The following is a 17847-nucleotide window of genomic DNA, read 5'->3' as shown; positions in this document are numbered from 1 at the left end:
GGGTTACCCACGGATTCAAGCCTGCGTTCGGCCAGCGTGGTTTAACGGGGCGCCTAAGATCAAGATCAAAAGCCAGATCAAGATCAAGAGCGACTCGCTGCGCATCGTGGTTAGCGTTGCGTAGAAACCCATGCCCCGATGAGGGCGTATCAGTAAGCACATTGTTAACTGACACACCGCCATCAGGGGCAAGCCCCTCCACCTTTCCACCGTGTGCAACCTGGCGAAGCGCGGCCTACTTGCTGTCGTCGGCCTTGCCTTCCTGCATTTGCACCGAAGACTTGCTGCCGCTGGTGTTGTCCTTGGTGGTGTTATCGGAATTGTCGAAGCAGCCGTGCAGCAGGAACACGCTGCAAAGGCTCAAGCCCATATAAAACTTTTTCATGAAGTCACCTGGTGAGTAAGCGCAATAGTGGTCATCCCTTGCTGCGTGAGGCCCGCGCGCAGGCATGAACGTTCCCTGCCATGGCGGTGAGACTGACGAATGGTGTGCCATTAACTTGCTAGCTGTTACGCACAGGATATTTGAGCTAACCTTGATCCGCTAAGGCCTGCTCCGGTGATCCCATGGACACGTTGACCAGAACGCAAATCGAGCAGGCTCTTTCAGAGCGGCTGCCCAATTGCATTGTCACTTGCACGATCAATCCGGACAGCAGCCTGTCCGTCACGGTGCTCGCGCCCGACGCCAATCAGTTCACCATCGCCAATATCAACCGCGCCCGCTACCACGGCGAGTCAGGCATCAACCGGCTGGTACGCGAAATCCTCGAAGACATGGTGGTGTCCCGAAAAACATCCCGTCTTTCATCCGTGGGCTAACTGCTGCGACAAGAACAGAGCGAGGCTTCCCATGCCGCATACCTCTGCTACACCAGCGCAACACTGCACAATCGATTACCTTCAAGACACGCTGTTCGGCGTAAAGCCGCTTTCCTGTGAGTGCCAGGCCCGGATTACGGAGAACGGCGAGTGCGTAAGGCTGCGTATTCTGTCGCCGTGGCCGCAGACGTTGGAAAAGGCCCATACGGTTACGATCAAGGGAGAAGGCCTCACCTATCATGGCGTCCGTCTGCAAGCCCACGCATCCGACACCGATGAACTGGTGTTGAACGTTGCACGTCAGCCGCAACGGCCGGGGGCAACTGATCGCTAACCGCGCTCCCCCGCCAATGCGCGTTGGTGAAAAGGCGCCAGCCACTTCAACCCCTACACCGCTGCAGCAAGCTGCACCTGCTCGCGCGACCCCACGCCCAGCAGGCGCTGTTTGGCCTGCGGCGAGTAGACGACATAGCCACACTCGATAGCGATGTCCATTCGCGCGATTGAACATTTATAAAAATGACCCGGGACGTCGAGCGGTTGTTCCGCCAATCTTGCGTCGGGCATGCAGCGCATCAATCCGGTTGAACACCCACTTCGGCAGGCTTTCTAGATGTGCTCTACAACCGCCCATGGAGGGATTGCCAATGACTATTACCCGCCTGCATTCTGTGTGCCTGGCGATTTCGATTGCCTCGCTGACCGCCTGCGCCGGCAATGATTCGGCCTCGAACGTCGTCGCGCCCGGCGAAGCCAAGTCAGCCACCACGCGCAGCCTCGACGCCGGCGCCGCCCTATTGCAATCGCGCCCGCCCATCGACGCGCTGAATGCCTATCTGGACGGCTTTCACTTCTACAACGGCCATCCCGACGTGCAGATGGAAGCCCATCACTACTGCGCCATCCTCAATGAGGAGGTGATCCAGTGCGTGATTTACGACGGCAACCGCAAGGATGCCAAGTTGATGGGGGTGGAGTACATCATCAGCGAGCAGTTGTTCAACACGCTGCCTGCGGCGGAAAAGGCGCTGTGGCACAGCCACGTGCATGAAGTGAAATCGGGCCAATTGGTCGCACCCGGTATTCCAGGGGTGGCCGAACACGCGCTGATGGAAAAACTGGTGCATACCTACGGCAAGACCTGGCACACCTGGCATACCGACCTGCACAAGCGTCTGCCGCTGGGGGTTCCGCAATTGATGATGGGGTTTACCGCCGACGGTCAGGCCGACGCGAAGATGGTCGCCGAGCGGGATCAGCGGCTGGGGGTCGACAGTGCCAGTAAAAAGACCGACCGCGCCGACATTGTCGCTCCGCCCATCGCGCCCGGTGCGGACGCCTGGCGTCAGGGCAACATCATCCAGATCGTCGATCCCACCCAGACCGCTCACCAACACTGACGGCGGCAGCCGGTCATTTGGATTGAACGATCATTTGCCGGCGCTTGCCCAACAAGAATCGGGGCGCATTTGCTGCCCTTTGCACAAGGAATCCGTCCATGTCTTATGACCATAAAGACACCGTCAGCATCATCACCGCTTCGCGCCATCTGGGCACCGAAGATGATGAATGCCTGAATGAAAATGTCGATATAAAAATGACCCGCAGCGGCAAGCCAACCATTGTCCGCGTGGATTTTTCCGCGCCGCTGCAATGGCCCGGCCATCCCAACTCCGTCACGGTCAACCTGCCCGACGGCACGTCCCTCAGCGGTGTCATCGTGGCCTTGGAACGCCCCGCCGACGGGCCAGGCTCGGTCACCTTCACGGTGGACGATTGAGGCAGAGCGCACGTTATCGCATTGTCTGACAACTTCTTTGAATTATTCTTGACGCCAAATATCTGTAGTTCATGAGCATAGGGAGGCCTCATGAAAAACAACGAGTTATTCACCATCAATTATCAGCTTCACGGCAAGCCCAGGTCGTTTATCGTGCGCGCGGCGCGCATGAATAACGCTGAAGCATGGCACTGGGCCAGTTGCGATGCCGGCGTGGCGGTCATCCCCAGGTTCGGGCAAAACAACCTCAAGCGCGTCTCCAAGCCAATGGCGGAAAAATACGGCATTACGGACGTGCGCTGGAGCGGTGCTGCAGCTATCCAATGGGCGGAGGGGGTTACACCATGAACAGTCAGGTGAGCAGCCAGGTGCCGGACTTTACAAAGCGGCAGGCGGTGGACGCCGAGGTGGCGCACTACAGTCAGATGTTTTTCGAAGCGGATCGACTGGATGCGCTGGCGTACGAAATCATCGAATCCTATAGCGGCGATGCGGCCATCTGGGCGCGCTTCACCGAGACCAAGAAGTCTGCGGATGCGCAGCGTACCGCCGCTTATCGAGAGTGGATGCGCATTCACCGCGCCAGCAAGAAGTAAACCAGAGGTCCGAAAGCACTGAGTACCCAATGTGGGAGGGGGCAAGCCCCTCCCACATTTAGATATGCAGCGTACTCGGCATCTTCGGTCGCCCCCGCCTGAGCAAGCGGGGGCGCACGTTCAGAGGATCGGCTTGCCTCCCGTCACGCCAAAGCGCTCGCCAGAGATATAACTGCCCTCGTCCGACGCCAGCAGCACATAGATCGGTGCCACTTCCACCGGCTGGCCGGGCCGACCCAGCGGCGTGTTGCCGCCAAACTCCTTCACCATGTCGTCGGTCATCGTCGACACGATCAGCGGCGTCCAGATCGGCCCCGGCGCCACGCTGTTCACGCGAATCCCGCGCTCGCCCAGCATCTGCGCCAGGCCTGCTGTGAAGTTGGCAATCGCGCCCTTGGTGGCCGCATAGGGCAGCAGTGACGGGTTGGGCATGTCGGAGTTGACCGAGGTGGTGTTGATGATCGAACTGCCCTTGGCCATGTGCGGCAGCGCCGCCTTGCAGATCCGGAACATCGCGGTGATGTTGATGTTGAAGGTTTTTACCCAGTCTTCGTCGGGGATGTCTTCCAGCGATTGGTAGGTCATCTGGAACGCGGCGTTGTTGACCAGTACGTCGATACGTCCGAACTGCTTGACCGTGTCATTGACGATGGCGCTGCACTGCGCCGCCTCGCCCAGGTCGCCGGGTAACAGCAGGCACTGGCGCCCCGCCGCTTCGACCCAGCGCGCGGTCTCTTTCGCATCCTCGTGTTCATCCAGATACGACACCGCAACGTCGGCACCTTCGCGGGCAAAAGCAATCGCCACCGCACGCCCGATACCGCTGTCGGCGCCAGTGACCAAGGCAATCTTGTTGGCCATTCGGCCCGAGCCTTTGTAACTTTGCTCACCGCAATCGGGCATTGGGTCCATCTTGCGCTGGTCCCCGGGGACGGGCTGCTGCTGTGGCTTGAAGGGTGGCTTTGGGTAGTGGGTCATCGGATTCCCTCCTGTGTATGGATAGTGTTGCGAGGGTTGTCCGAGCACGATAGTTCAGAGCAATTTCAGGAAAATCAGATGACCGTTGCTTTGGCTTTTTTCAGCCCTTGCCGTGCTCCAGCGAAGACGGCGTGGTGGTCAGGCCGGGTGGGCTGGACGCTGCCCCTGCCATCTGAATCTAAAAAAACGATAGTTGCGACGGAACTGAATCGTTGAATTGATCAATATTTCAAAGGCAAGCAAATTGATACCGTCGCTTTCCAGGCCGGTCACAGCCTTATCGGAACCTGTTGAAGAAGGATTTACGCATGCAACACGCTGATCTCTACACAAAGCGGATGGCCTGCCGCCAACTGGCAATGGAGCAAAACCAGAAGCTGTTCAATGAAGCCAACGCCATCAGCCGCGAGGCATTCGACCTGTTGGAGTGCGCCGATTTCGATAGCGCAAAGTTCGATCAATACCTGCGCCTGCGCGCCAAGGCCGAAGCGCTGTTCCGTGAGGCGATCGAGCATTTGGGTGTGCTCAACACACATTTCCCGGCGCCCACATCCAGCGTGGCGATCAACGATGCGCCGGTAGTGATGCTTGAACAGGAGGTGGCGTGATGAATAATTCACAACGGGCCTGGGAGCTGGCGATGGTGCTGGTCGCCAACGGCAAGATCCCGTTCGACCCTGCGAACCCGAGCGGATCGATAAAGATCCTTTCGCGGCATCTGCAAGCGTTGGAAACCGCCCTGCATGAGGAAGCAATGGCGAACACACCGGTTGAGCGCTTGCGCAAGCTCGGCAGTCGCCAGTGCGCTCTGGCGTGTGCCGATTGAGCTTGAGCCAACAAGGTCAATGTCGGAGGGGCAAGCCCTCTCCCCCATCAACTCAGCGCAAATCCATTACGCCCCGCCGACTTCGCGCCATAAAGCGCCTTGTCGGCCGCCTCGATGAAGCTGAGCACAGGCTCCAGTTCAGCACCCGCTACCGCTGCAACGCCGATACTCACGCTCACCCGTCCCAACGGACTGCCCGGATGTGCGATGTTTTCCCGCAGCAGCCGATCAATGATCAGTTGCGCCACCACCACCGCACCATCGCTGTCAGTCGCGGGCATGATGATGGCTAATTCCTCTCCGCCGTAACGTGCCACCAGGTCAGAAGGCCGGCGCACACAGGTCTCCAGCAATGTGCTGACCCTCTGCAGGCAGGCATCGCCGGCGACGTGACCCAGGGCATCGTTGTAGCGCTTGAAATAGTCGATATCGATCATCAGCAAGGCCAACGTCGTGCCATCGCGTTGCGCCCGGCGCGCTTCCAGGGCCAGGGTCTCATCGAAGCAGCGGCGGTTGGCCAGGCCGGTCAGCGCGTCCTTCAGCGCCAGCAGTTCAAGCTGCCGGTTGGACTCCAGCAACTGTTGCTGGGCGATACGCAGCGCGTCTTCCACCAGGGTTCGCCGGCGAATATCGAGAATCAGAAACCAGCCGATCAAACCGGTCAGGCCGAGCAGTCCCGCCACCACCACCGCCGACAACGCCGCTTCCGTTCGCCAGGCTGCCAGCGACTCGTGCTTGCCCAGGGCAACGGTGGTGATCAACGGCAGGCTTTCGCTTTTGCGGAAGGCATACAGCCGCTCTACGCCATCCAGGCTGGAGGTGTACGACGCGGTGCCGACGGAGCGGTCGACCAGATATTGGGAGTAGATGGGCGACTTGGAAAAGTTGCGGCCCATGTCCTGCTCGCGAAAGGGGTAGCGCACCAGCAAGGTGCCGTCGGTATAAGACAAACCGATCGCGCCTTCCTGACCGATGTCGAGTTTACCGAACACGTGCAGAAAGTTTTCCACCCCCAGCGTCACGGCGACCACGCCGGCGAAGTGGCCGGCCGCGTCATCGAAGCGGCGGCTGACGGTCACTACCCATTCCTGGTTGGTATGGCTCTGGATCGGCGGGCCGATGAACGGCTCACGGCTCGGATCGTCGCGATGATGGATGAAATACGCACGCGCGCTACTGTTGGCACCCGCCGGAATCAGGCGATTGGAGGACATCAGCCAACCGCCCTGCCGGTCATAGATGGTGATGCCGCTCAGTTGCGGCATCAGCGGCTGTTGTCGACGGATCAACGCGTTGATGCGCTGGATCTGCGCCGGGCCACTGCCTTCGGTTTCCAGGCGCTCGACCAGCCCCAGCAACAGCAGCGCGCTTTGCCGCACGATGCCTTCGGTGTAGGTGTTGAGCGCCTGGGCCAGGTTCAAGCCATGCACGTCCACTTCCGCCAGCGCCCGCTCACGGGAAGAGAGGACTTTCCAAATCGTCAACGAAGTCAGGGAACAGCCGATGACCAACAGCAAAAGCATCACAAGACGGGTATCACGCTTCACGTCAGCACCTTAAGGAAGCCTGGTATGTGTTCCAGCCATCATTCGAACGTCGGTACTCACAGCGGCCACCGGTTCCGGGGCGCACGCATACAAGCCGTCTGAAGGACCCGCACCAACAGAGCAGCTTTTACCAGAACCGCTGCTGGGTCAGCCGGCTCCACCAGGTCAGCAACACACGATCCACCGAACCACTGGCGGCCAGCCCTACACGCTCCTGCAAGCTTTTACGCTCGGCATAGTGCAGGTGGAACACCTCTGCGGTGCGGGCTTTGGTGGCCAGGTACTCGTCGCTGGTCTGCAGTTCGTCGACCAATTGCTTGTCGAGAGCGGCAACACCCAACCACACTTCGCCGGTGGCGACCTCGTCAATCGCCAATTGCGGGCGATAACGCGAGACGAAGTTCTTGAACAACTGGTGGGTGATGTCCAGGTCTTCCTGGAACTTTTCGCGGCCCTTCTCGGTGTTTTCGCCAAACACCGTCAGGGTGCGCTTGTATTCGCCGGCAGTCAGCACTTCGAAGTCGATATCGTGCTTTTTCAGCAGACGGTTGACGTTGGGCAACTGCGCCACCACGCCGATGGAACCGAGGATGGCGAACGGGGCGCTGATGATCTTCTCGCCGATGCACGCCATCATGTAGCCGCCGCTGGCCGCGACCTTGTCGATGCACACGGTCAACGGCACGCCCGCCTGGCGAATACGCGCCAGTTGCGACGACGCCAGGCCGTAGCTGTGCACCATGCCGCCGCCGCTTTCCAGGCGCAGTACCACTTCGTCTTTTGGGGTGGCCAGGCTCAGCAATGCGGTGATTTCATGCCGCAGGCTTTCGGTGGCCGATGCCTTGATATCACCGTCGAAATCCAGCACGAACACCCGGGGCTTGGCCTCAGGCTTGTGCTTGCCCTGCTTTTTTTCGGCTTTGCTTTCGGATTTGCGCAGGGCCTTGAGCTGGTCCTTGTCGAGCAAGGACGATTCGAGGCGCTCGCGCAGGCCCTTGTAGAAATCGTTCAGCTTGCTGACCTGCAATTGGCCGGCGGCTTTACGACGCCCTTTGCTGCGCAGGGCCGCGAAGCTGATCAGCACCACCACAATAGCGACCACCAGGGTGACGGTCTTCGCCAGAAAGCTCGCGTATTCGGCCAAAAAATCCATATGTCTCCTTAAGAATGCACTGCGCCAGGCGCGGATGGCCCAGCATACCGGCGCCACTGCCTGCGGACCAGTGCCCAGACCGCCAGCAACGCACCTCTAACGGGCTTTTAAAACAAGCGTATGTTTTTTCATTGACAGCTCGCGGGCATCCTCATAACCTCGCCAGACTTTCAACGTACCGGGAAAACGGACGTGGGCAGCATCTATCTGATTCGACATGGCCAGGCCTCCTTCGGTGCAGACGACTATGACGTCCTGTCGCCCGTCGGCGTGGAACAGGCCCAGGTACTCGGTCGCCACCTGGCAGAGCTGGAGCTGACGTTCGATCGTTGCCTGTCGGGTGATCTGCGCCGCCAGCAGCACACCGCCACCGCTGCGTTCGACCAATACCGCGCCCTGGGCCTGCCGGCTCCGCCTCTGGAAGTCGACAGTGCATTCAACGAATTCGACGGCGAGGCGATCATTCGCGGCCTGCTTCCCGATCTGCTTGGCGCCGAACCCGACGCCGCGCACATCCTGCGCAATGGCGCGCAGAACCGCAGCGAATTCCAGCGCATCTTCGCCCTGATCATCGAGCGCTGGCTGGCCGGCACTTACGACCCACCAGGACTGGAAAGCTGGCAGGGGTTTGTCGAGCGTGTCGAGGGCGGCTTGCAGCGCATCCTTGAAGCAGCCGACAACTCGCAAAAGATTGCAGTGTTTACCTCCGGCGGCACCATCACCGCCCTGCTCCACCTGATTACCCGAATGCCGGTCGCCCAGGCGTTCGAACTGAACTGGCAAATTGTTAACACCTCGCTCAACCAGCTGAAATTCCGCGGTCGCGAGGTGGTACTGGCTTCCTTCAACAGTCATGCCCACTTGCAGCTGTTGAAGGCGCCGCAGCTCATCACTTTCCGATGAGCTGCGGCCAACCGTGACCCCAAGGTCACTGGACTCCACCCTAAAGGATCGAAACCATGACTGACGTAGCCAAAGCTGTAGAAGCAATGAAAGCCAAATTCAACCCAAGCGCTGCCGAAGGCCTGGACCTGGTATTCGGTTTCCGCATCGACGACAGCAAGAACTTCTCGCTGGTGGTCAAGGACAAGACCTGCGAACTGCAGGAAGGCGAAAACCCGGACGCCCAAGTGACCCTGGTCATGGACAGCGAAACCCTGGAAGGCATCGTCGACGGTTCCACCGACGGCATGCAGGCCTTCATGGGCGGCAAACTGCGCACCGAAGGCGACATGATGCTGGCGATGAAGCTGAGCGAGTTGTTCCCGGCCTGATAACGCCGCGCTCAAAAAATCCCGCCTTCCTGCGGGATTTTTCATTTCTGGCCCAAGCCTCGTTATCAACGCCCAGCAGCGGCTTCGACTTTTTTAAACTGCGCCACTTCTTCTGGCGAACCCGGGTTGCCGTATTCATTGAGGAACCGCCAATGGCCCGGTCTCATCTTGAATTCGCCGCTCTCCACGTCCCGGCCAACCGTCACCATGTATTGATTGCGACCTACCCGCACATAGACTTTATAAAAGTCCACAGGTTGATCTTCAGCCATAAAAAGACTGTACGCGTACCGCGCACGACGAGTCAGGTCGGGCCAATGCTGCTCCAACACACTGCTATCGCGTCCGGAATTACCCATGGCATCGATTGCGTCTACGCTTGCCTGAACCAACGCATCATTTTCATCAATGCCCAGAACCAAAGGTTTGATCCGGGTCATTTTGCGTTTCTCGTCGGCTTCTGCACCCATCTCCTTTTCGTCATCCGTCAGCGTCACTGCGTCAAGACGGTACATGCCGTTCTTGACCCATTTAGTCGCATCGGTCGCAAAGCCGACATCGCATGCCAGGCACATTGCCCTCAGTTCCTGCGCACCGGCGCTGCCAACCGGCAGGCAGGCGAGCAACGCAGCGGCGCTGACCAGCAATGCGCCCAGCAGGTTGGCAGGGTTTGAAACGATGGCGCGGTTTGCCATGATCTACATCCTTGTAAGGGTAAGGCCGGCGAATCTACCTGATTCAAGCCTTTTGGTGGCGGGATTCTTTGCCTGCACTGTCGCAAGCAATGAAGCCCCCACAGAAAAGCGAGCCAGTGGCGCGGCTTAGCTTTTCGGCTGCAGCAACAACGCCACCAACGCACTCCACCCCGTCTGATGCGACGCCCCAAGGCCACGCCCGGTTTCGCCGTGGAAATACTCATGGAACAACACCAGATCGCGACTGGCCGGGTCCGCTTCCAATTGCGCATACCCCGCCATCGAAGGGCGCAGGCCATTTTCATCGCGTAGAAACAAGCGCGTGAGGCGCTGGCTGAGGCTGTTTGCCACTTCCTCAAGGGACGCCAGATAACCGCTGCCCGTAGGGTACTCCACCGAGAAATTATCCGCGTAGTAGCGGTGAAACTCGCGCAGCGATTCGATCAGCATGTAGTTCACCGGCATCCACAACGGCCCGCGCCAATTGGAGTTGCCGCCGTACAAGCGTGAGTCGGACTCGCCGGGCTGGTAGCGCGCGCACAGGGTGTCGCCGTTCATCTTCAGCGCCAGCGGCTGTTCGGCAAAGGCCTTGGATAACGAGCGCACGCCAAACGTTGACAGAAACTCATGGTCATCGAGCATGCGCCGCAGCAGGTCCTTGGTGCGCTCGCCACGCAGCAAGGCGAGCAACAGGCGGTTGCCCTGCCCCGGTTCGTTCCAGCGCGACACCAGCTTGGCCAGGTCCGGCCGGTGTTTCATAAAACCCAGCAGTCGCTCACGCAGGCCTTGCAGCCCTTCGTGCTCGCGCTGCTCCAGCACCAACACGGCAAACAAAGGCATCAGGCCGACGATGGAGCGCAGGCGCACCGGCTCGTTCTGGCCGTCCGGGCGGTGCAGCACATCGTAGAAGAACTGGTCCTGCTCATCCCACAAGCCTTCGGCGCTGTCGTCCACGCGGTTGATCGCGCCGGCGATGTACAGGAAGTGCTCAAAGAACTTCACCGCGATATCCACGTACACCCCATTGCGCTTGGCCAGTTCCAGGCCAATGCGCATCAGGTCCAGGGCATACGCCGCGACCCACGCGGTGCCGTCGGCCTGATCCAGCTGGTAGCCGGGCGGCAAGGTGGCCGAGCGGTCGAACAAGGCGATGTTGTCCAGGCCCAGGAAGCCGCCCTGGAACAGGTTGCGGCCCTCGGCGTCCTTGCGGTTGACCCACCAGGAAAAATTCAGCAGCAGCTTGTGGAAAATCCGCTCGAGAAAGTCCATGTCGCCCACGCCGGTCAGCGCCTTGTCCTGCTGATACACGCGCCAACTGGCCCAGGCGTGTACCGGCGGGTTGGCGTCGTCGAAACGCCATTCATACGCCGGCAGCTGGCCATTGGGGTGCATAAAGCGATCTTTAACCAGCAACAATAACTGTTGCTTGGCATACCCCGGATCAATCAGCGCCATTGCCACGGCCTGGAAGCCCTGGTCCCAGGACGCGTACCACGGGTATTCCCAGGTGTCTGGCATGGACAAAATGTCGAAATTGGACAAGTGCCGCCAATGGGTATTGCGGATATGCAGGCGCTCGGGCGGCGGCGCGGGTTGGGCCGGGTCGTCGCCGAGCCACTGGTTTACATCAAAGTAGTAGAGCTGCTTGGACCACAGCAACCCGGCCAGGGCCTGGCGCTGCACATTGCGCGCGTCAGCATCGGCAATGCCTTGCTGCAAGGCGGCGTAGAAGTCGTCCGCCTCTTGGCGGCGCAGCTCGAACAGCTTGCGTGCATTGACCTGGGGCGCGTCCACCGGCGCAAACCGCAGGTACAGGGTTTTGCTCTCCTGGCCCGCCAGTTCGAGGCTGAAACGCGCGGCAACCTTGGTACCCGTGTCGCGGCGAATTGCAGAGTCTGCGCCGCCCACCACATAGTCGTTGATGCCATCCTTGAACGGCCCCGGGGCCGGTTGCCCATCGAGCTTGGGGACGTTGCTTTCGTTTTCGCAGAACAGCCACTCCAGGCCGTCCTGGCCCCAGGCGCTGAGGTGACGGTCAGTCAGCTCATGATGCCGGGCCAGCACCCGCTCACCGTCCAGGCACACCTGCGGCTTGGGCGCGTCAAAGGTCCAGCTCCAGTCATTGCGCGCCCACAGTTGGGGCAACACCTGCACACGCGTCGGCTGGTCCGCGCGGTTGTGCACGGTGACGCGCATGAAAATATCGTCAGGCTGATGCTTGGCGTATTCGACCGTTACATCACAGTAGCGGTTGTCTTCGAATACGCCGGTGTCGAGCACTTCGTACTCGGCATCCTCAAGCCCACGGCGGGCATTTTCGGCGAGCAGGTCGGCGTAGGGAAACGCCGCATGGGGATATTTGTAGAGCATGCGCATGTAGGCATGGCTCGGCACGCCATCGACGAAAAAGTACAGTTCCTTGACGTCCTCACCGTGGTTGCCCTCGGCGTTGTCGAGGCCGAACAGGCGTTCCTTGAGGATCGCGTCGCGCTCGTTCCACAGCGCCAGGCCCAGGCACCAGCGTTGCGCCTTGTCGCTGAAACCGGCCAGGCCATCCTCGCCCCAACGGTAGGCGCGGCTGCGCGCATGTTCATGGGGGAAATAGGCCCAGGCGTCGCCATCGGCGCTGTAGTCCTCGCGCACAGTGCCCCATTGGCGTTCACTCAAGTAAGGCCCCCACTCGCGCCAGCATTCGGCATCCTCCGTCGCCAGCCGCTGGCCTTCGAGGGTGTCGAGTATCGGGTGTGTGGGTGTGGCCGTCATTGAGTGCTCCATCGCCTGCCGGATGAGCAGCAGTGTAGAACCCAATGACGCCCGGATGCACATGAAGACTTGGAAGAGGGCGTACGCGCAGTTGAAGAGCAGGCGGGCCTGGTCCTGGTCGGCGGTGCCGGTGTGTTTGCCAGATGTGGTCATATTCATGTCATCTCATTCATTTGCAGAATGAAGTCCAGAGGATTCTTCGTTTGCAAGCCGGCGCGCCGCTCAACAAAATCCGGACAAGGCCACTTTTGTCATCCCAGCCATCAGGAATTTTTCTATGCACGCCACTGCACATGTCAGCCCCGATGAGATCCGCAAGGGCTTTTCCAAGGCGATGTCCGACATGTACCGGGATGAAGTTCCGTTGTACGGCGCGCTGCTGGAACTGGTGGCGCAGACCAATGCCCACGTGCTGGAGAGCGACCAGGGCCTGGCCGGGCACCTGCACCGCACCGGCGAGATCCAGCGCCTGGGCATGGAACGCCACGGTGCGATCCGCCTGGGCACCACCGCCGAGCTGGCGACCATCAGCCGCCTGTTTGCCGTGATGGGCATGCAACCAGTGGGCTATTACGACCTGACACCGGCGGGCGTGCCGGTGCATTCCACCGCCTTTCGCGCCGTGCATGAGCAGTCACTGCAAGCCAGCCCGTTCCGCGTGTTCACCTCGCTGCTGCGCCTGGAGCTGATCGAAAACCCCGCGCTGCGCAGCTTCGCCGAAACCGCCCTGGCCAAGCGGTCGATCTTCACCCCAGGGGCCCTGGCGTTGATCGAGCAGGCCGAAACCGACGGCGGCCTCGATGCCGAGGATGCCGAGGCCTTTATCCGCCAGGCGCTGGAGACCTTTCGCTGGCACCACAGCGCCACCGTCACGGCCGAACAGTATCGGCAACTCAGCGACCAGCATCGCCTGATCGCCGACGTGGTGGCCTTCAAGGGCCCGCACATCAACCACCTCACCCCGCGTACCCTGGACATCGATCAGGTACAGGCCGCCATGCCCGCCCACGGCATCACACCCAAAGCCGTGATCGAAGGCCCACCGCGACGCCATTGCCCGATCCTGCTGCGCCAGACCAGTTTCAAGGCCCTCGACGAACCCATTGCCTTTACCGATGCCCAGGGCCGCCACAGCGCGCGCTTCGGTGAAATCGAACAACGCGGCGTCGCGCTCACGCCCAAGGGCCGCGCCCTGTACGACCAGTTACTGAACGCCGCCCGCGATGAACTCGGCGCGGCACCCAACGAGGCCAATGCCGCGCGCTACGAGCAATTGCTGGAGCAACACTTCCAGGCATTCCCGGACAACCACGCGCAGATGCGCGAACAAGGCCTGGCCTACTTTCGCTATTTCCCCAGCGAAAAAGGCCTCGCAGCCCGCGGCCAGCCCGACCCACCGCGCACGCTGCAGGCCTTGCTCAGTGCAGGGCACGTGGAGGTGGAACCGCTGGTGTACGAGGACTTCCTGCCGGTGAGCGCAGCGGGGATCTTCCAGTCGAACCTGGGCGATGCCGCGCAGAGCCACTACGCGGCCCATTCAAACAAAGCCGAGTTCGAAAAGGCGCTGGGCCGCAGCACGATTGACGAGTTGCAGTTATATGACGAAACGCAGCAGCGTTCCGTGGAGGCGTGTGTGAGAGCACTGCTGGTATAAAAAAGCTGCCGGTATAAAACGCTGCAGATATAACCAGAGCGTCCACCGGCAGCGGTTTTTGCTTAACCCAACTTCGCGACAATTTCGTCTTTGATCAGCAACCGTTTCTTCTTCAACTTCTCCACGTCCTCATCACTGGCGCTTGCCGATTCAGCCTTCAGCACCTCCCCGTCGGCAGCGTCGTATTGCGTAAGCAGCGAGTCCAGCCGTTTGTCCCCCGCCCTGCGCTCGTGGACAACTTCCTTGCTCAACCCCAAGTCCTGATACAGGTCGTGTTTCACTGGCATGACTTACCTCCACAAGTTGATCAATGGCCTACCCCTTGAAGCTAGCCCATTGACCGGGGTGTTGTCATGTTTGCAGTCGATACAGCCCCGTTCGTCGCAACCCTGGCGATGGGATCAAACCTTTTGGCCTGCCCTGCCCTCCACTGTAGATCGCCACTCGAGGGAGACCGGTTTCATGAATCACACCGCAACTGCCGCCGACACGCAATGCATCAACACTATCCGCACCCTGGCCATGGATGCCGTGCAGAAGGCCAACTCGGGCCACCCCGGCACGCCCATGGGCCTGGCGCCGGTGGGTTATACGTTGTGGAGTCGTTTCCTGCGTTATCACCCGGAGCATCCCGACTGGCCCAACCGTGACCGGTTTGTATTGTCGGTGGGGCATGCGTCGATGCTGCTGTATTCGCTGCTGCACCTGGCCGGCGTGGTGGAAATCGACGCCCACGGCAAGCGTTCCGGTGAGCCGGCGGTCAGCCTGGACGACATCAAACAGTTCCGCCAGATGAGTTCCAAGACCCCGGGGCATCCCGAGTACCGCATGACCACCGGCGTGGAAACCACCACTGGCCCCCTGGGCCAGGGCTGCGCCAACAGCGTGGGCATGGCCATGGCCGAGCGTTGGCTGGCCCGGCGTTTCAACCGCGACGGCCAGGTGCTGTTCGATTACGACGTCTACACCCTGTGCGGTGACGGCGACATGATGGAAGGCATCAGCAGTGAAGCGGCGTCGATGGCCGGGCATTTGCAGCTGGATAATCTGTGCTGGATCTACGACAACAACACCATCAGCATCGAGGGTCACACCGAGCTGGCCTTCAGTGAAGATGTGATCAAGCGCTTCCAGGCGTATGGCTGGCACACCGTGCATGTCACCGATGCCAATGATCTGCAGGCATTGAGTGTGGCGCTGGAGACCTTCAAGGCCAATACCGGCGCACCGACCCTGATTGTGGTCGACAGCGTGATCGGCTACGGCTCGCCGCACAAACACAACACCGCTGCCGCCCATGGCGAGCCGCTGGGCGAGGATGAAATTCGCCTGACCAAGGCCGCGTATGGCTGGCCGGAGGACGCCAGTTTCCTGGTGCCCGATGAGGCGCGCACAACATTGCGCGATGCACTCGTTGAGCGGGCCGAGCCGCTGTATGCCGAGTGGAACCAGACCTTGGCCTCCCTCGACCCACAACGCGCCGATGAGCTGCAGCGCATGCGTGCCGGGGAAATGCCCGAGCATTGGCAGGCCGATCTGCCGAGCTTTGCGGCCGATGCCAAGGGCGTCGCCAGCCGAGCGTCGGGCGGCGAGGTGCTGAACGCTTTTGCGCAAAATATCCCGTGGTTGCTGGGCGGTTCTGCGGATCTCTCGCCGTCGACCAAGACCAACCTCACCTTCGACGGCGCGGGCCGTTTCAGTGCCGACGACTATAGCGGGCGCAACCTGCACTTTGGTATTCGCGAGCATGCCATGGGCGCGATTGCCAACGGCATGGCGCTGTCCTACCTGCGGCCCTACACCTCGACGTTCCTGGTCTTCAGCGACTACATGAAACCGCCGATCCGGCTGGCGGCGATCATGGAGTTGCCGGTGATATTCGTGTTTACCCACGACTCCATCGGCGTGGGCGAAGACGGCCCGACGCATCAACCCATCGAACACCTGACCCAACTGCGCGCCACCCCGGGCTTGCTGACCCTGCGCCCAGGGGATGCGAATGAAACCCTTGAGTTGTGGAAGGTGGCGCTGGCGCAAACCCATCGGCCCAGCTGTGTCGTGCTGTCGCGCCAGCCGCTGCCGACCCTGGACCGTAGCCGTTACGCGTCGGCCGCAGGTGCGACCAAGGGCGCCTATGTGTTGGCCGGTGCGGACAAGCCAGAGGTGATCCTGATCGCCACCGGCAGTGAAGTCAGCCTGGCGGTCACGGCCTACGAGCAACTCACGGGCGAAGGCATTGCCGCGCAGGTGGTGTCGATGCCCAGCTGGGAATTGTTTGAAGACCAGGACCAGGCCTACCGCGACAGCGTCTTGCCGCCGACCGTGAAGGCCCGGGTGGTGATGGAGCAGGCCGGCCCCCTGGGCTGGGATCGCTACGTCGGACAGTCTGGCGCCAAAGTGGTGATGAACAGCTTTGGCGCCTCGGCCCCCCTGTCGAAGTTGCAGGAAAAGTTCGGCTTCACCGTGAAAAATGTGGTGGCGCTGGCCAAGCAGCAAATCCAGCACACCCGGCCTGAATAAACGGCGGCAATGCACAGGGGGCTTGCTCCCTGCTGCATCTGCGTGCGGCTCGGGATCAATGTTTATAGTCGGTATCGGTGCGCTCCAACTGCCGAATCAATGCATTCCAATGCCGCGTCACCCCAGGCCCTTCCCCGCTGCTGAAGACCTTGGCCTGCTGCTCGACCCTGGCCACCACTTCAGCGGGCGGGAAGACCAACTCCGCCTTCCCGCCTGCCTGCGCCGCAATCTGAATAGTGCACGCCCGCTCCAGCCCTTGCAGTTGTTGAAACGCATGCTCCACGCTGATGCCTGCGGTCAACAGCCCATGGTTACGCAGGATCATCACGCTCTTGTCACCCAGGTCCGCCACCAGCCGTTCCCGCTCGTCCAGGTCCAGGGCCACCCCCTCGTAGCCGTGATAGGCCACACGACCGGAGAAAGCGATGGAGTGCTGGGAAATCGGTAACAAGCCGTCCTTCTGTGCGGACACCGCAATACCGTCACGTGTGTGGGTGTGCAGCACCGCTTGCAAGTCGTGGCGGGCACCGTGGATGGCACTGTGGATCACGTAGCCGGCGTAATTGATGCCCAGCCCGGTGGGATCGTCGACCAGGGTGCCGTCGAGGTCGACCTTGACCAGGTTCGAGGCGCTGATCTCATCGAATAACAGCCCGAAGGCGTTAATCAGGAAATGTTCCTCGGGCCCTGGCACACGGGCGGAGAAGTGCGTGTAGATATGGTCGGTCCACTTGTACAGGGCCGCCAGTCGATAGGCGGCGGCCAGTTTGACGCGCACCTCCCACTCCTCTGGCGTGACGCGTTGGCGGACGGTATTGGCGACGCTCGATAGCGAGGTAACGCTGCTCATGGCAAAACTTCCCGGATGGCCTTAAGGACTTCAAGGCCAGCCTAGGGGATGCCCAGTAATAATAAAAAGCACATTTTAATCTAAGCTAATTATTATTAATTTTCATAAAACAGCCACAACAACACAAGACCAATGTGGGAGGGGGCTTGCCCCCGATGGCGGTGAGTCAGTCAACAGTGTGCTTACTGACACTCATCGAGGCATAGGTATTACACAACTCTGTAGCGCGAAACGTAACCACGATGCGAAGCGAGCCGCTCCTGATCTAGATCTGGCTTTTGATCTTGATCTGCTTTTGATCTCAGGCGCCCCGTTAAACCACGCTGGCCGAACGCAGGCTTGAATCCGTGGGTAACCCGGCAGGACGCCGGGTTAGCCGCACTGGGCCA

The 17847-nt window shown here is 60.5% G+C and carries 21 protein-coding genes; 12 read left to right on the top strand and 9 right to left on the bottom strand.

The genetic code is table 11. The features are described 5' to 3' along the window. Window positions 1-235 precede the first annotated feature (235 nt). The gene (locus tag CIB54_RS27535) at window positions 236-385 is read right to left on the bottom strand and encodes a hypothetical protein (protein WP_175413311.1); all 150 of its coding nucleotides are present in this window, start codon (window positions 383-385) and stop codon (window positions 236-238) included. A gap of 182 nt (window positions 386-567) precedes the next feature. Here CIB54_RS27535 and CIB54_RS26645 point away from each other — a divergent pair, with 182 nt between their 5' ends. Next, on the top strand, window positions 568-822 hold the full coding sequence (locus CIB54_RS26645) for a hypothetical protein (protein ID WP_065952786.1): 255 nt from the start codon (window positions 568-570) through the stop codon (window positions 820-822). Between the two features lie 31 nt (window positions 823-853). Further along, complete coding sequence (locus CIB54_RS26640) at window positions 854-1156, top strand: hypothetical protein (RefSeq protein ID WP_101221434.1); 303 nt, start codon at window positions 854-856, stop codon at window positions 1154-1156. 53 nt (window positions 1157-1209) lie between these two features. On the opposite strand, the gene CIB54_RS26635 is transcribed toward CIB54_RS26640, so the two are convergent. Next, on the bottom strand, window positions 1210-1389 hold the full coding sequence (locus tag CIB54_RS26635) for a hypothetical protein (protein ID WP_101221433.1): 180 nt from the start codon (window positions 1387-1389) through the stop codon (window positions 1210-1212). Between the two features lie 80 nt (window positions 1390-1469). Between CIB54_RS26635 and CIB54_RS26630 the strand changes: the two genes are divergently transcribed. The 4 genes from CIB54_RS26630 (at window position 1470) to CIB54_RS26615 (ending at window position 3198) form a co-directional block, all read left to right on the top strand. Further along, entirely contained in the window at window positions 1470-2222 is a 753-nt protein-coding gene (locus tag CIB54_RS26630; RefSeq protein ID WP_065952789.1) for an OBAP family protein, read from the top strand. Window positions 2223-2320: 98 nt separating this feature from the next. Continuing rightward, window positions 2321-2602 carry a hypothetical protein gene (locus tag CIB54_RS26625; protein WP_101221432.1) on the top strand — a complete coding sequence of 94 codons (282 nt, stop codon included), beginning with the start codon at window positions 2321-2323 and terminating at the stop codon, window positions 2600-2602. A gap of 90 nt (window positions 2603-2692) precedes the next feature. After that, on the top strand, window positions 2693-2950 hold the full coding sequence (locus tag CIB54_RS26620; protein ID WP_065952791.1) for a DUF6555 family protein: 258 nt from the start codon (window positions 2693-2695) through the stop codon (window positions 2948-2950). After that, window positions 2947-3198: a hypothetical protein gene (locus CIB54_RS26615; protein ID WP_101221431.1), complete on the top strand. Its 252-nt coding sequence runs from the start codon at window positions 2947-2949 to the stop codon at window positions 3196-3198. Before CIB54_RS26620 ends, CIB54_RS26615 begins: the two co-directional genes overlap by 4 nt. 120 nt (window positions 3199-3318) lie before the next feature. Here the strand turns inward: CIB54_RS26615 and CIB54_RS26610 are convergent, their stop codons facing one another. Continuing rightward, a complete protein-coding gene (locus CIB54_RS26610; protein WP_065952793.1) occupies window positions 3319-4176 on the bottom strand; it encodes an SDR family oxidoreductase in 858 nt (285 codons plus the stop codon). A 308-nt stretch (window positions 4177-4484) separates the two neighbouring features. Between CIB54_RS26610 and CIB54_RS26605 the strand changes: the two genes are divergently transcribed. Both CIB54_RS26605 and CIB54_RS26600 read left to right on the top strand, forming a co-directional pair. Then, window positions 4485-4784 carry a hypothetical protein gene (locus CIB54_RS26605; RefSeq protein WP_101221430.1) on the top strand — a complete coding sequence of 100 codons (300 nt, stop codon included), beginning with the start codon at window positions 4485-4487 and terminating at the stop codon, window positions 4782-4784. Beyond that, window positions 4784-5002, top strand: a complete 219-nt coding sequence (locus tag CIB54_RS26600) for a hypothetical protein (protein ID WP_065952795.1) — start codon at window positions 4784-4786, stop codon at window positions 5000-5002. Before CIB54_RS26605 ends, CIB54_RS26600 begins: the two co-directional genes overlap by 1 nt. A gap of 47 nt (window positions 5003-5049) precedes the next feature. Here CIB54_RS26600 and CIB54_RS26595 read toward each other — a convergent pair whose 3' ends face one another. Next, window positions 5050-6549: a sensor domain-containing diguanylate cyclase gene (locus CIB54_RS26595; RefSeq protein ID WP_101221429.1), complete on the bottom strand. Its 1500-nt coding sequence runs from the start codon at window positions 6547-6549 to the stop codon at window positions 5050-5052. Window positions 6550-6676: 127 nt separating this feature from the next. Then, the gene (sohB, locus tag CIB54_RS26590; RefSeq protein ID WP_101221428.1) at window positions 6677-7702 is read right to left on the bottom strand and encodes a protease SohB; all 1026 of its coding nucleotides are present in this window, start codon (window positions 7700-7702) and stop codon (window positions 6677-6679) included. Between the two features lie 192 nt (window positions 7703-7894). Here sohB and CIB54_RS26585 point away from each other — a divergent pair, with 192 nt between their 5' ends. Further along, window positions 7895-8605 (top strand): histidine phosphatase family protein, encoded by a 711-nt coding sequence (locus CIB54_RS26585; RefSeq protein ID WP_065952798.1) that lies wholly within the window; start codon window positions 7895-7897, stop codon window positions 8603-8605. Between the two features lie 56 nt (window positions 8606-8661). Continuing rightward, window positions 8662-8976 carry an SCP2 sterol-binding domain-containing protein gene (locus CIB54_RS26580; protein WP_101221427.1) on the top strand — a complete coding sequence of 105 codons (315 nt, stop codon included), beginning with the start codon at window positions 8662-8664 and terminating at the stop codon, window positions 8974-8976. 65 nt (window positions 8977-9041) lie between these two features. Here CIB54_RS26580 and CIB54_RS26575 read toward each other — a convergent pair whose 3' ends face one another. Both CIB54_RS26575 and CIB54_RS26570 read right to left on the bottom strand, forming a co-directional pair. Further along, window positions 9042-9671 (bottom strand): hypothetical protein, encoded by a 630-nt coding sequence (locus tag CIB54_RS26575; protein WP_101221426.1) that lies wholly within the window; start codon window positions 9669-9671, stop codon window positions 9042-9044. Between the two features lie 126 nt (window positions 9672-9797). Continuing rightward, window positions 9798-12446, bottom strand: a complete 2649-nt coding sequence (locus CIB54_RS26570; protein ID WP_420094177.1) for an MGH1-like glycoside hydrolase domain-containing protein — start codon at window positions 12444-12446, stop codon at window positions 9798-9800. Window positions 12447-12711: 265 nt separating this feature from the next. Here CIB54_RS26570 and CIB54_RS26565 point away from each other — a divergent pair, with 265 nt between their 5' ends. Then, window positions 12712-14088 carry a 2-oxoadipate dioxygenase/decarboxylase HglS gene (locus CIB54_RS26565; RefSeq protein WP_101221425.1) on the top strand — a complete coding sequence of 459 codons (1377 nt, stop codon included), beginning with the start codon at window positions 12712-12714 and terminating at the stop codon, window positions 14086-14088. 62 nt (window positions 14089-14150) lie between these two features. Here the strand turns inward: CIB54_RS26565 and CIB54_RS26560 are convergent, their stop codons facing one another. Next, window positions 14151-14375 carry a DUF465 domain-containing protein gene (locus CIB54_RS26560; RefSeq protein ID WP_065888320.1) on the bottom strand — a complete coding sequence of 75 codons (225 nt, stop codon included), beginning with the start codon at window positions 14373-14375 and terminating at the stop codon, window positions 14151-14153. Window positions 14376-14550: 175 nt separating this feature from the next. On the opposite strand from CIB54_RS26560, the gene tkt reads away from it, so the two are divergent. Beyond that, complete coding sequence (tkt, locus tag CIB54_RS26555; protein WP_101221424.1) at window positions 14551-16608, top strand: transketolase; 2058 nt, start codon at window positions 14551-14553, stop codon at window positions 16606-16608. Window positions 16609-16663: 55 nt separating this feature from the next. Here tkt and CIB54_RS26550 read toward each other — a convergent pair whose 3' ends face one another. Beyond that, complete coding sequence (locus CIB54_RS26550) at window positions 16664-17458, bottom strand: class II aldolase/adducin family protein (protein WP_065952803.1); 795 nt, start codon at window positions 17456-17458, stop codon at window positions 16664-16666. Between the last annotated feature and the right edge of the window lie 389 nt (window positions 17459-17847).

The organism is Pseudomonas fluorescens (assembly GCF_002837185.1).
Lineage (GTDB): Bacteria > Pseudomonadota > Gammaproteobacteria > Pseudomonadales > Pseudomonadaceae > Aquipseudomonas > Aquipseudomonas fluorescens_AM.
This window is presented reverse-complemented; position numbering and strand designations above follow the sequence as displayed.

Bases quoted from the DNA above. Each gene is read 5' to 3' on its own strand.
- CIB54_RS27535 (WP_175413311.1), bottom strand. From the start codon at position 385: ATGAAAAAGTTTTATATGGGCTTGAGCCTTTGCAGCGTGTTCCTGCTG.
- CIB54_RS26645 (WP_065952786.1), top strand. From the start codon at position 568: ATGGACACGTTGACCAGAACGCAAATCGAGCAGGCTCTTTCAGAGCGG.
- CIB54_RS26640 (WP_101221434.1), top strand. From the start codon at position 854: ATGCCGCATACCTCTGCTACACCAGCGCAACACTGCACAATCGATTAC.
- CIB54_RS26635 (WP_101221433.1), bottom strand. From the start codon at position 1,389: ATGCCCGACGCAAGATTGGCGGAACAACCGCTCGACGTCCCGGGTCAT.
- CIB54_RS26630 (WP_065952789.1), top strand. From the start codon at position 1,470: ATGACTATTACCCGCCTGCATTCTGTGTGCCTGGCGATTTCGATTGCC.
- CIB54_RS26625 (WP_101221432.1), top strand. From the start codon at position 2,321: ATGTCTTATGACCATAAAGACACCGTCAGCATCATCACCGCTTCGCGC.
- CIB54_RS26620 (WP_065952791.1), top strand. From the start codon at position 2,693: ATGAAAAACAACGAGTTATTCACCATCAATTATCAGCTTCACGGCAAG.
- CIB54_RS26615 (WP_101221431.1), top strand. From the start codon at position 2,947: ATGAACAGTCAGGTGAGCAGCCAGGTGCCGGACTTTACAAAGCGGCAG.
- CIB54_RS26610 (WP_065952793.1), bottom strand. From the start codon at position 4,176: ATGACCCACTACCCAAAGCCACCCTTCAAGCCACAGCAGCAGCCCGTC.
- CIB54_RS26605 (WP_101221430.1), top strand. From the start codon at position 4,485: ATGCAACACGCTGATCTCTACACAAAGCGGATGGCCTGCCGCCAACTG.
- CIB54_RS26600 (WP_065952795.1), top strand. From the start codon at position 4,784: ATGAATAATTCACAACGGGCCTGGGAGCTGGCGATGGTGCTGGTCGCC.
- sohB (WP_101221428.1), bottom strand. From the start codon at position 7,702: ATGGATTTTTTGGCCGAATACGCGAGCTTTCTGGCGAAGACCGTCACC.
- CIB54_RS26580 (WP_101221427.1), top strand. From the start codon at position 8,662: ATGACTGACGTAGCCAAAGCTGTAGAAGCAATGAAAGCCAAATTCAAC.
- CIB54_RS26575 (WP_101221426.1), bottom strand. From the start codon at position 9,671: ATGGCAAACCGCGCCATCGTTTCAAACCCTGCCAACCTGCTGGGCGCA.
- CIB54_RS26570 (WP_420094177.1), bottom strand. From the start codon at position 12,446: ATGGAGCACTCAATGACGGCCACACCCACACACCCGATACTCGACACC.
- CIB54_RS26565 (WP_101221425.1), top strand. From the start codon at position 12,712: ATGCACGCCACTGCACATGTCAGCCCCGATGAGATCCGCAAGGGCTTT.
- CIB54_RS26560 (WP_065888320.1), bottom strand. From the start codon at position 14,375: ATGCCAGTGAAACACGACCTGTATCAGGACTTGGGGTTGAGCAAGGAA.
- tkt (WP_101221424.1), top strand. From the start codon at position 14,551: ATGAATCACACCGCAACTGCCGCCGACACGCAATGCATCAACACTATC.
- CIB54_RS26550 (WP_065952803.1), bottom strand. From the start codon at position 17,458: ATGAGCAGCGTTACCTCGCTATCGAGCGTCGCCAATACCGTCCGCCAA.